General features: G+C 55.8%; 8 protein-coding genes and 1 pseudogene. 5 read left to right on the forward strand and 4 right to left on the reverse strand.

Going from position 1 to position 11,584, the window contains the following annotated elements; translation table 11 throughout:
* Positions 1-253 precede the first annotated feature (253 nt).
* From ACT3TY_RS13810 to ACT3TY_RS13825, 4 genes and pseudogenes are all read left to right on the forward strand, one after another.
* Positions 254-1,243, forward strand: a complete 990-nt coding sequence (locus ACT3TY_RS13810; protein ID WP_193056791.1) for a zinc-dependent alcohol dehydrogenase — start codon at positions 254-256, stop codon at positions 1,241-1,243.
* Between the two features lie 28 nt (positions 1,244-1,271).
* Positions 1,272-1,670 carry a 6-pyruvoyl trahydropterin synthase family protein gene (locus tag ACT3TY_RS13815; protein ID WP_087109789.1) on the forward strand — a complete coding sequence of 133 codons (399 nt, stop codon included), beginning with the start codon at positions 1,272-1,274 and terminating at the stop codon, positions 1,668-1,670.
* Positions 1,667-3,592: a glycosyltransferase family 4 protein gene (locus ACT3TY_RS13820; protein ID WP_193056790.1), complete on the forward strand. Its 1,926-nt coding sequence runs from the start codon at positions 1,667-1,669 to the stop codon at positions 3,590-3,592. Before ACT3TY_RS13815 ends, ACT3TY_RS13820 begins: the two co-directional genes overlap by 4 nt.
* 106 nt (positions 3,593-3,698) lie before the next feature.
* A pseudogene (locus tag ACT3TY_RS13825) lies at positions 3,699-4,412 on the forward strand (lysylphosphatidylglycerol synthase transmembrane domain-containing protein); the annotation flags it as partial.
* A 111-nt stretch (positions 4,413-4,523) separates the two neighbouring features.
* On the opposite strand, the gene ACT3TY_RS13830 reads toward ACT3TY_RS13825, so the two are convergent.
* Positions 4,524-5,396 (reverse strand): RibD family protein, encoded by an 873-nt coding sequence (locus ACT3TY_RS13830; protein WP_444628639.1) that lies wholly within the window; start codon positions 5,394-5,396, stop codon positions 4,524-4,526.
* A 97-nt stretch (positions 5,397-5,493) separates the two neighbouring features.
* Here ACT3TY_RS13830 and ribA point away from each other — a divergent pair, with 97 nt between their 5' ends.
* Entirely contained in the window at positions 5,494-6,600 is a 1,107-nt protein-coding gene (gene ribA / locus ACT3TY_RS13835; protein ID WP_193056789.1) for a GTP cyclohydrolase II RibA, read from the forward strand.
* A gap of 38 nt (positions 6,601-6,638) precedes the next feature.
* On the opposite strand, the gene ACT3TY_RS13840 is transcribed toward ribA, so the two are convergent.
* The 3 genes from ACT3TY_RS13840 to ACT3TY_RS13850 all read right to left on the reverse strand — a co-directional run bounded on the left by ACT3TY_RS13840 (position 6,639) and on the right by ACT3TY_RS13850 (position 11,253).
* Positions 6,639-7,406 (reverse strand): creatininase family protein, encoded by a 768-nt coding sequence (locus ACT3TY_RS13840; RefSeq protein WP_172117301.1) that lies wholly within the window; start codon positions 7,404-7,406, stop codon positions 6,639-6,641.
* Positions 7,407-7,736: 330 nt separating this feature from the next.
* The gene (gene mdoH / locus ACT3TY_RS13845; protein ID WP_444628617.1) at positions 7,737-9,719 is read right to left on the reverse strand and encodes a glucans biosynthesis glucosyltransferase MdoH; all 1,983 of its coding nucleotides are present in this window, start codon (positions 9,717-9,719) and stop codon (positions 7,737-7,739) included.
* The gene (locus ACT3TY_RS13850; RefSeq protein WP_444628618.1) at positions 9,712-11,253 is read right to left on the reverse strand and encodes a glucan biosynthesis protein; all 1,542 of its coding nucleotides are present in this window, start codon (positions 11,251-11,253) and stop codon (positions 9,712-9,714) included. Before ACT3TY_RS13850 ends, mdoH begins: the two co-directional genes overlap by 8 nt.
* Positions 11,254-11,584: the final 331 nt, after the last annotated feature.

Here is an 11,584-nt window from a genome sequence, read left to right on the forward strand (position 1 = left end):
TTATATATACGCTTCTTATACGTGGCTCTGCGGTTGTCTACCCCATTAATCATAGCGTATTGATGTCCCTGAAAAGTACCTGCGTACATTTTTAACCGTTCTTAAACGAAATTGGCGCCCGCATTCATCGACCTGTGTCTTTTCTGGGCTAAGCTTTACGGTACGCCACAAAAATTTCATACGTTGGCCATGCCAGATTAACGGTAGAGGCGCCCAACTGGTTGGATGAAAACGCGAATAATAGGGAAATGACATGTCGGCGAACGATACGGCCACTGCCTTCTGGGTAACGCGCCCAAGGGCTGGCGAGCTTAAAAAAGAGACGCTCACCAGCGTAGGGGAGGAAGACGTACGCGTACGTGCCCTGTTCAGTGGCGTTAGCCGTGGCACTGAGTCGCTGGTATTCAACGCTCGCGTACCCGAAAGTGAAGTGGAGCGTATGCAGGCCCCTTTTCAGGCAGGTAGTTTTCCCGCGCCGGTCAAGTATGGCTACTGTAGTGTCGGCGTTGTTGAGCAAGGGCCTGCGCACTTGCTTAACAAAACAGTATTTTGTCTCTATCCCCATCAGGATCGCTATGTCGTTCCTGCTTCCGCCGTATTGCCTATTCCTGACAATATACCGGTGCCGCGCGCCGTGCTGGCCGCCAATATGGAGACGGCCATTAACGGCGTTTGGGACGCCGAACCAATGCTTGGGGAACGCGTCAGTGTTATCGGGGCCGGTGTTGTAGGCGCCCTGGTGGCTTACCTGTGTTCACAGATCCCCGGCGTGAGCGTCACGCTGATTGATATTAACCCGAAGCGCCAAGCGCTCGCTGAGCGTTTAGGCCTTGTCTTTTGTACCCCGGAACAAGCGCCCAACGATCAAGACTGCATCATTCACGCCAGTGGCCACCCCGAAGGCTTACGCCAAGCGCTAAGCCAGGTCGGCAACGAAGGCCGAATTATCGAAATGAGCTGGTTTGGCGAAGGGGAGGTGAGTATCCCCTTGGGCGGTGCGTTTCATTCACAGCGCCTTAGCCTGCGCGCCAGCCAGGTGGGCCAGCTACCCGCTAAATTGCGCCCGCGCTGGGACTTTCAGCGCCGTTTAATGTTGGCCTTGAGCCTGTTAAACGATAGCCGATTAGACGCACTGATTAGTGGCGAGAGCGACTTTGACGCCTTGCCCCAGCTTGCTCCCAAACTCTTTTCTGCGGGCAGTGATGTGCTATGCCACCGCCTTCGTTACCCCGCTCACGCTTAATCACTACAGCTTACTATCAGGAGCGTTTATGTACCGTCTATGTGTTCGTGATCACTTTATGATTGCGCATAGCTTTAAAGGTGACATTTTTGGTCCTGCCCAGCGCACGCATGGGGCAACATATGTCGTTGATGTGGTCTTTCAGCGCCCGGAGCTTGATGAGGACGGATTAGTGATTGATATCGGCCTCGCCAGCGAAACGCTCAAGGAGGTGTTGTCACACCTGAACTATCGCAATCTGGATGACGAAGAAGCCTTTAAGGGTAAAAACACCTCAACCGAGTTTATGGCCAGCGTTATCTTCAGCCGTTTGGCCGATGCCATCGGCGAGGGCCGAATGGGGAAAACCGCGCAAGGCATCGCTCGTATGGAAGTCAAACTGCATGAGTCGCATATTGCCTGGGCAAGCTATGAAGGCGATCTATGAGTGAACCACTGACGTTTATTATCGCGGGGGCGCTTGATCAGCGCACCGGCGGCTATATCTACGATGCGCGCATTATCGAAGCGCTGCGTCAGGAAGGGCGCACCGTCGATGTCATCTGCTTATCAGGCCGCTTCCCTAATGCCGACCAGGAGGCTGCCGAGCAATTGGCTACGGCACTAAACGATTTGCCCGAGGCCACGGACGTGGTGATCGATGGTCTCGCCATGGGGATGTTACCGGACATCATTATTGAGCAGGCCAATCGGTTGATGATAACAGCACTGGTGCATCATCCGCTGGGGGATGAGCAAGGGCTAAGCGAATCCGAGCAGCAGCAATTTCATCAGTCTGAGCTTACGGCGCTTGCCGCCGTCTCACAAATAATCGTGACCAGCCGGTTTACTGAGCGCCGATTGAAGGCGTTGGCAAACCGCTACGCCATGCCTATAGCGGCCACGGTTAGTGTTGTTGAACCTGGGGTGGACGTTGTCCCCATTAACGCCGCCCCAGCGCTTGGCGAGCCGCTGCGGTTTGTGTGTGTGGCAACGCTTGTTCCGCGTAAGGGGCAGGATGTGTTGGTCCAGGCGTTGGCGGGATTAAACCAGAGAAACTGGCAGTGTAACTGTTATGGCGGCGCACGTGATGCGGCGTTTGCCGACCGGGTAGCGCAGTTGATTGAGGCGCATGGGCTTGCGTCTTGTGTGCAGCTGCACGGCGAGTGCGACGCGACGACCTTAACCAGGACGTACGAAAACGCGCATGCCCTGGTACTGCCTTCCTGGTACGAAGGCTATGGCATGGTGGTCACCGAGGCGCTGGCGCGAGGCCTGCCTGTCATTACCACGACCGGGGGCGCTCTTGATGAAACCTTGCCGGAAGGCGCAGGCCTTAAAGTAACACCTGGGGATGTAAAAGCACTGACACATGCACTGAGCCGTTTCTGCGATGAACCCGAGCTGCGAGCGTCGCTTAAAGCCGGTGCAGAAGCGGTACGTGAAACGCTTAGCGATTGGCAGCATGCCGGTGCTGCGTTTGCTAAAGCGCTGAACCCGGCTCCCTCTTTTCATAATGGCAGCCAGTTTGAGGCCGATTGGCTCACGCTACGTGAAGAGGCGGACGTTACGTTTAGAAGCCAGCAGCTTCCTCAAAAAGCCGCTATATGGCTAAACGAACGCACTCAGACGCCGAGGCTGGTCGATTTAGGGTCAGGCAGAGGAAGCAATATGCGCTTCCTCGTGCCTTTTCTACCGACCCCGCAGCACTGGACGTTCATTGACCATGACGCTGAACTACTCAACGACGCCCGCGACAGCATCGGCAAGTTGGAAAATGCCCAGGCGGGCATTTGGGTAGAAACGCTCTGCACGTCGCTTGATTCGCTTGTTCATGTGCCTCTGCAGGATGCGGATCTGATAACCGCATCGGCACTGCTGGATCTTGTATCGCAAGGTTGGATCGAAACGCTCGTAACGCACTGTCAGGCACGTGATCAGGCGCTTTTAATGGCCCTTAGCGTGAACGGAGAGTGGGGCTTTACCGATGCCGATGATGAGCCGTTATCCGATGATGATGACCACTGGCTACTGGCGCTGTTTATGGCGCATCAGCATCGCGACAAAGGATTAGGTGATGCCTTGGGCGGGCAGGCTCACGAGACGCTGGTTAATGCGCTTGAACAAGCGAATTATCAGGTTGAACAGGTTGCTACCCCTTGGCTGTTGAGTTCGGCTAACCGTTTACATCAATCTTTAATGACGGCGCTCATTAACGGCTGGGCGGAAGCGGCGACAGAGCAGGCACCAGAGGCCGCTACTCGTATTGGTGAGTGGCGTGAGCGACGTACACACTTGGTGGCTTCCGGTGAAGTAGGCATTTGGGTGGGGCATTGCGACCTGCTAGCAACGCCAGAAAAAAGGGCGTAGCCCGATGAACATGCAGCGGATATGGCGCTCTCCTTGGGTTCGACGCGGGCTAATGAGCGCTGGCTTGCTGGTGGTGATCGCGTTATTTGTAGAGCCCCGTGACATCATGGGCCAGGTACAGCGCTTATCGTTGGGCTGGGTCGTTGTGGCGCTGCTGATTAGCGTGGTTCAAATTATGCTCAGTGCGTGGCGATGGCAGTTGACGGCCAACCGAGTGGGGGCTCCGCTGCGGTTTAGCTATGCATTGCGGGAGTACTATCTTGCCTTGTTAGTGAATCAGATATTGCCTGGTGGCATTTTAGGCGATGCTGGCCGCGCTCATCGGCACGCTCAACAAGCAGGCTCACGGGGTAGCGCATGGCGGGCGGTAATTATCGAGCGCACCTCTGGGCAGGTGGCTGTGGTGGGTTTAACCATTGCGGCCCTGTTACTTTCTCCGCTATGGCACGCCGTGCTTGGCTGGCCGGTTAGCCTCACTATTGTTGGTGGGCTGTGCTTTGCAGGCGTGGCCGTGTGGCAAGGAGTAGTGCGCTTGCCTTCATCGCGGCTACCGGCGTGGTGTCATTCGATGGGGGTGGATATCAAGCGAGGCCTTTTTAGCCCCGGGGTGTGGCACTTACAACTGGCATCTTCGCTCGTTATTGTCATGAGCTATGGGGTCGTTATGGTCTGTGCGGCGCGGGCCATTGGTGTCGAGCTTGCGGCGTCGAAAATTTTGGCATTGGCGCCGGTGCTTCTGTTAGCCATGTTAATTCCGCTGTCCGTTGCCGGGTGGGGACTGCGTGAAGGGGCCGCTGTGGCCACTTGGGCGCTGGTGGGGCTGCCCACTGCTCAAGGGGTTGCGGTATCCCTTGCTTATGGCGTGTTAGTACTGCTTTCAAGCCTGCCGGGCATTTGGGTGGCGTTGGATAAACGTCACCGTGCCCAGCCGTCAGGCAAAGGTGGTGGCTCTCAGCACCACGTCAAACAGCGTGTCGTCTCCACAGCGAAACGTTCTCATCGTCGGGCGCAGAGCACTTCCAAGCGTCTCGATAGGCGTCATCTGAAGCCCCGGCTTGCCCGAGCCGATCAGCAGTGGGGCGACCAGAAGATGCAGGCGATCAATGACGTTTGCTTCAATAAACCGGGAAACCGTTATGCCGCCTCCTTCCACCAGAATGCGCTTCAAACCACACTGATTAAGCAGCGTGATTACATCATTTGGGGCGAACTGCCCCTGCGCATTAAGCGGCAGTACATGGCGCTGAACCCGCGAATTGGGCGGAGGCGGTGTATCCGGCCCCACGATGTGCAGCGTGGGCGCCGAGTCGGTGTGGAACAGCTTAATGCCTGTGGGCACACGACCGCGGGGATCAAGCACTACCCGCGTGGGATGCGTACCGATGACATGACGCACTGTCAATTGGGGGTCGTCAGCACTGGCCGTGCCGGCGCCGATGATAACGGCATCCACCAACGCCCGCAGACGATGCAGGTGAATCAGGCTCTCATGGCCGTTGACGTAGTGCGAGTGGCCGCTCTGCGTCGCAATACGCCCGTCCAGGCTTTGCCCCAGCTGGGCAATCACCCAGTGGGGGCGGCTTGCCAGCGGCACCAAGCAGTCCAGCAGGTCAGTGGCCGCCGGTGTTATAGCGTTCTGACGGTGCCAGTTGCCCTCAGCGTCGAGCCGCAATGGCGCCTCGGTTGTTCGGCCTTCACGTATTGCCAACAGCCACGCCCACGCCGTGTCTATATCCAGCGACGTCTTCTTCTCCAACAATGTTTTAGGACCAATGCAGCCACTATGGTGACGGGTGTCGGACATAACGCCTCCACGCTGAGAAAACAGTCTTATCTTGCGGGGCCGTATAGTTCAACGCAAGCGTACGCTACCCGCTGCACCAGGCAATCAGGAGGCCACTATGTATCACATTGAACGCGCTATTTTCGACATTCGCCGTGGGCTGCCGGTTGTGCTTAATACGGGGGAAAAGCGTCTGCTGGTACAGGCATTAGAGGGCATTGAGTCGGTCGATATGCTGGCCAAACTCGCAGGGACGCGACCATCTCTGGTATTAACGCGCCATCGCCTGGAGGCGATGGGCATGTCACTAACGGCGGAAGCAGCCTGTTTGCCATTGGTTGAGCATGTGAACGAAGATAATTTGCAGGCGCTCGCGGTGGTTCAAACGGCGAGCCGACCCGCGCATTCCTTATTAAGTGGCCTTAAACCCGCAGGGCCAGGTGAGCGTGGCGCGGTCGCACTCATGCGCCGTGCTTTGCTAATTCCAGCCGCGCTATGTGCCGATGTGAGTGACCAGGCGGCTGAATCGGTGGCGCAGGAAATTGCTCAAGGCAAGCTGTTGGAGGTTGATGCAAGAGACGCTGCAAAGTGCCTGGCCGGTGCACCGGGTATGCTGAAACGGGTGAGCGAAGCCAGGATTCCGCTGGAAGACGCTGCTGAAAGTCGCTTTGTGCTGTTCCGCGAGCCGGATGGGCTACGCGAGCATGTGGCGGTAGTGATCGGGCAGCCTGAAACGCTGGAAGGGGCGGTCCCCTTACGCCTGCACTCTGCGTGCCTGACCGGCGATTTGTTTGGCAGCCTGCGCTGTGACTGTGGCGAGCAGTTGCGTAATGCCGTGGCGGACATTCAAGCTATGGGCGGCGGTGTATTGCTTTACCTGGCCCAGGAGGGGCGTGGTATTGGGCTTGCCAACAAGCTGCGCGCGTATACCTTGCAAGACGGTGGCCTGGACACCATGGATGCTGACCAAGTGCTGGGGTTTGGTGACGACGAGCGCCAGTACGCCGTGGCGGTGGACATGCTTAATGCGCTGAAGATCTCTCAAGTGCAGCTACTGACGAATAACCCATTGAAGATCGCTGCCCTGCGTGAAGGCGGGATTGTGGTGGTATCGCGTCAAGCACTTTATGGGAGCGTCACCGACCAGAATCATCGCTACCTGAGCGCAAAAGCCAATCGAGCCGGCCATCTTTTCGGCGACGTATTAGGCCGACATGGGCGCTAACGCACCAGGCCATTGCGGGTAGTAAGTAATTAACACGCTTAAAACGCAGGCAGCCGAGCTGTTTCCGTGATCACGGTTGCCAGTTGCTCAGCGTAATGGTGTACCAGACGCTCACCCAATGCCGACGTGGCTTGGTGGGCATCACCGGCCACGCCGTGCTGGCTTAAGTCCTCGGCAAGCCAGGCAAATGCGGCGGCCCCTTCCGGGCCTACCAGTCGGCAATTTTCTAACGTGCCGAGCGGGGCAGCCTGATAGTTGTCCAGATTGACGGTGGTTGGCGCCAGGTATTGCATCATGGCGGTTTCAAGCAGCCCGCCGTGTAATCCATAACGCAGCTCCTGGGCATCAACCGCACCTTCAAGCGGTGGTAGCCGCGTATACGTCGCTTTAACGACGCGCATATTAAACTGCTGGCGTAGGGTGAGCGCGGCCAACTCCATAATGGCTTTATTACCGCCATGGCTGTTGATGAGTACCAGCCGGTTGATGCCCGCCTGAGCGACGCATTTCCCATACGCTTCAAGTGTGGCAATCGCGAGCGACGCAGGAAGGCTAAGCGTGCCAGAGAAGTTAGCGTGCTCGTCGCTTGCGCCCACCGCAATAGAGGGTAAGCAAACGACCTCTAGAGCGGGGTCAAGAACGCTCAGCATAGCAGCCTGCAGCCCTTCGCCAATAATAAGGTCCGTGCCTAACGGTAGGTGTGTGCCGTGCTGCTCAATCGCGCCCAGCACTAAAACGGCGACAGGATCGCGCTCGGCGACCGCCGCTAACTCGGGAACACTAAGCGCTTGCCAATCGTAAATCATAAATCCTGAATTCCTGGCGTAAGCTCCTTGTAACGGAGCTTGGCATGGAGGGTGTGATAGCCGGTCCTGATCAACATTTTAGTAAACACGTTTTTGTAACCATAGCGCTCCTGTGCTTGAAACCACAGCGCTGTTGGCAGGTTAGGTCGAAAATTAACGTTTGAAAAGCTGTCACATACCATCACCCGCTGTGGGCACGCGCCGGTAGGGGATGATCCACTCGGCAGGCATACAGGTCGCCCGAGGGCAGGCCATCTGCACCTGTGGCGAACCACAGGCTGCGTTAAACCAGCATCGAACTGCTTAGCCGATGTGCTAGCTGGCCAAGCATTAATGAGGCTCCTTCGTCTGGGCAGCCGGGGACGACGGCGCGTGGACGCTAAACTGGTTTAGCGACTGAGGCGGCATCTCGCCAGACAATTCAGAAGGCAGCGCATTAAGAACGTACAGAGAACCATCGGCCATGGCAGGCAAGGTCGAACTGTCGCGCGCCATAAGGGTGTTAAATTCATCCAGCAAAGATGGGCTCAAACTCGTGCTAGGCGTTTGTAGCAGCCCTAAGCGCTGATTGATAACGCCGCCCCACGTGCTGCTACTGGAGTACTTGATGATCGGGACTGCCAACAGCAGGCCTAGCCATACCGGCGATAGCCATCCAAAGGCTGAGGCGGAAAACAGCATGACAGCTCCCGCCCAGGCAAGGCCACATAGCGTCATCCAGCCAGCATGCTGCCACACTTCTCCCCAAGGTAAAGAGCGCTCGCCTCGGGGTTGGGTTTGCCACTCAATAGAGCGCCCTAGCAGCACAGTGATAATAAATAGGCTGTGCCATGCCATCATCAAGGGTGCAATCAACGCGGCAAAGAGTATTTCCAATACCATGCTGGTGAATAGCTTAAGCCTGCCACCAAAAGCATGAGGACACTGTCCGAGTGCCAGTAAAAACCCCAAAAACTTGGGTGCCAGCAGCATCCCCAAGGTAATGGTCAGTAGCCCTACAGATAACGATTTGGGCAGCATTTGCTCTGTCGGCTCATCAATCGCCTGGTAGCCGACCAGGAGACTCGTACACACCAGCAGAGCGAGCCACACAAGTGATGATAAATAGGCAAAGGCGCCGAAGAAAAAATGTAGCCGACTGATGGGATGAAAGCCCGCGCCCGTTAGCAAACGTAGATGCTGTAAATTTCCCTGCAGCCAACGACGATCACGCTTGGCAAAGTCGAGCATATTGCTGGGCATGGCCTCAAAGCTGTTATGAGCGGCGCTGGCATACGGGTCATGACGTGAAACGGCGGTGGTGGCCGTGGTATCAAGAAGTACCTGCCAGCCACTTCTTTTTAACAGGGCTGCCTCCACGAAATCGTGGCTAAGAATTTCTCCGCCAAGTGGCGGTTTGCCGGGAATGGTAGGCAAGCCTGCACTGGCCATAAAGGCACGCGTGCGCACAATGGCGTTATGCCCCCAGTAGTTGGCAGCATCGCCTTGCCAGAAGCTTTGGCCTGCGGCCAGCATCGGGCTGTAAAGTGCAGAGGCAAACTGGGTGAAAAGGCCAAACAGCGTGCGCTGGCCAACCGGAATCGGCACGGTTTGAATCAAGCCGACACTGGGCTCGCGCTGCATGCGGTGAACTAGCGTTAACAGCGTCTCGCCACTCATCAGGCTATCCGCATCCAGAACCACCATATAGTCGTAGCGGCGTCCCCAGCGGCAGCAAAAATCGGCAATATTACCTGCCTTACGTTCATGGTTGTTCTCTCGACGACGGTAGTGAACCGCCAGTTGACCGGCAAGGCGCTGCTGAAGTGCTGCCACGTGGGCGGCCTCTTCTTGGGCTTTGTCGAGGTCCTGCGTATCACTCAGAATAAAGACGTCGAAGTGTTCGCTTAAGGGTGTCTCAGGAGGGTTCGAGGAGGTGTGTGCCTGCTCAATTAGCGAGCGACAGGTTGCTTCGAGGCCTGCAATAGTGGGGATGGGTGGTTCTGCATAAATCGGCATGACCAGTGCTGTTTTACTCACCAGTAAATTGCCGTTAGGCGAAAGCGGCACTTGCCGACGCAGGCTTAAGGGATCTAGCCGCAGGGCGCACACAATAAAACCGAACACCGCGCCCCAAAACGCCAAGGCGATCCAGCTAAACGTTAGTGCAAACAGTACCAACATGGTGATTTGCCAGCCTATTTCCAAAAAGGAAATAACCTTGAACATCGCCACACAGCCAGCAATGCTGGAACTGATGACGAGCACGGCCAGCAGTGCGCGACGAAAGGCCAACCACGGAATCAACGGGGTAAGTTCAATAGATTTACGCATCGGGATACCACACATAGTTCCAGGTTTCGCTAATGGGCTGGTTATTGAGCATTAAACGCAGGCGGATATCAGTTGGCTCATTTCCCGGGGGAACTCGAAAGCTGGCGCGCCACATGTTATCGGGGAGCGACATAACATGGGGCTGCGTGACGTTGCCGGTTTGGGTTCTAATGTCGAGCTTGACGGGTTGGTCTGGGGCAATGTCGTCAAGCGCACCGCCTTGAAAATCGACAACAAACTGGCGCTCTAATGTAGCGCCTTCACTGGCGCTCCCCTCAATGGTGGCCTTGCCATGACGGGTGCGAATGACTCGGCCTACGTCGTGGTCCTGGGCATCATTGAGTGTGTGGGTATGATAATGAAGGTGGCGTGAGTCCCCAGCGTTAAGCGGCTCATCGTCGACCCAATAGGCAACAATATTGTCGTGGGTTTCATCCGGAGTGGGTATTTCTACTAGTTCAACATGACCTGCGCCCCATGCATCAATAGGCGCTACCCATTGGCTGGGCCGTTGATGGTAATGCGCTTCCATATCCAAATAGCGGCTAAAGTCGCGCTCACGCTGCATCAGCCCAAAACCGTGGGGGGCGTTATCCACAAAGCTTGAAATATGTGTCTCTTGAGGGTTACTGAGCGGGCGCCAAATCCATTCATCAGCGCCTGTATGTATTAATAATCCGTCAGAGTCGTGTACCTGCGGCCGAAAATCATCAAACCTTTCATGGCTAGACTCGCCAAACGTGTACATGCTGGTAAGCGGGGCTATACCTAGCTTGGCGACATCGTGACGGGCAAATAGCTCGGCTTCTACCTCGGCATTGGTTTGCTCACCAGGACGCAGTGTTATTCGGTAAGCACCGCTTAACGATGGACTGTCGAGCAGAGCGAGCAGCGTGATTTCATCGGCATCTTCGCCTGGCTTATATAGCCAAAACTCCCGAAAGGCTGGAAACTCTTCCTTTTCAGATGACGCTGTGTCGACCGCTAATCCTCGCGTTGATAATCCGTAGGTTTGGTCCTGGCCCACCAAACGGAAATAGCTGGCGCCTAAAAAGACCGCGAACTCATCCGCGTAATCGTCATTGTTGAGGGGATAGTGCAGCCGAAATCCGGCATGGCCACTGCCGGTTAAATCCTGCTCAAGAAGCGCCTCAGCATTGTCATCGTACTGAAAATCATCGCTGGAGAAGGGCAGCGGAGTAACGTCATCGCCCTCAATGATATTCAGCGTGATAGGCGTTTGAAAAATAAATCCGCTATGAAATAACTGTAAATTGAAGGGGCTTTCATCACGCCAGTAGGCCTGGTCGGGCGAAAAGCGGATTTGTCGATAGGTGTCGTAATCAATCTCTTTTAGGGCCGAGGGTAGTGATTCTTCAGGCGCTTGATACGCCTGTTCAGCAAGCTGTTTAGCCTGCTCAATGACCGCATTGAAATGGTCATCTGTGTGGGCACTGGCTGGCAATGCCGTAAAGCAGCCAAGCAGTAATATCCACTTTCCGATCTCCGGGCTCTTCAACGTCGTACAGCGCATAGGCGAGTTCCTTTCGACGGCTGACTAAAACAGGGTGAGCTAACATCACTACCAGCATGTTTGAACAAATTTTGTACACTAAATCCTTTATGCACACTGTTCATCTAACGTATGGTCGCCAACCTGGGTAATGCCGCCACTTACACGGCATTTGGACGCCCGCTTAACGTATATGTAGACCTGCCGTTGTTGCGCTCAATCTTTCACTTGCTAGTAGGTAATGTAGGCCAAATATGGGCATTTTGCGCGATGCTTGCAGGCGCCGCTGGGCTATTTTTGCGCCTTGGGAGCACGCGAGTGACCCACCGGAGGTGGTCTGGCAGGATAGTGA

It is taken from the genome of Halomonas sp. AOP22-C1-8 (genome assembly GCF_052378905.1).
GTDB classification, from domain to species: domain Bacteria; phylum Pseudomonadota; class Gammaproteobacteria; order Pseudomonadales; family Halomonadaceae; genus Vreelandella; species Vreelandella citrativorans.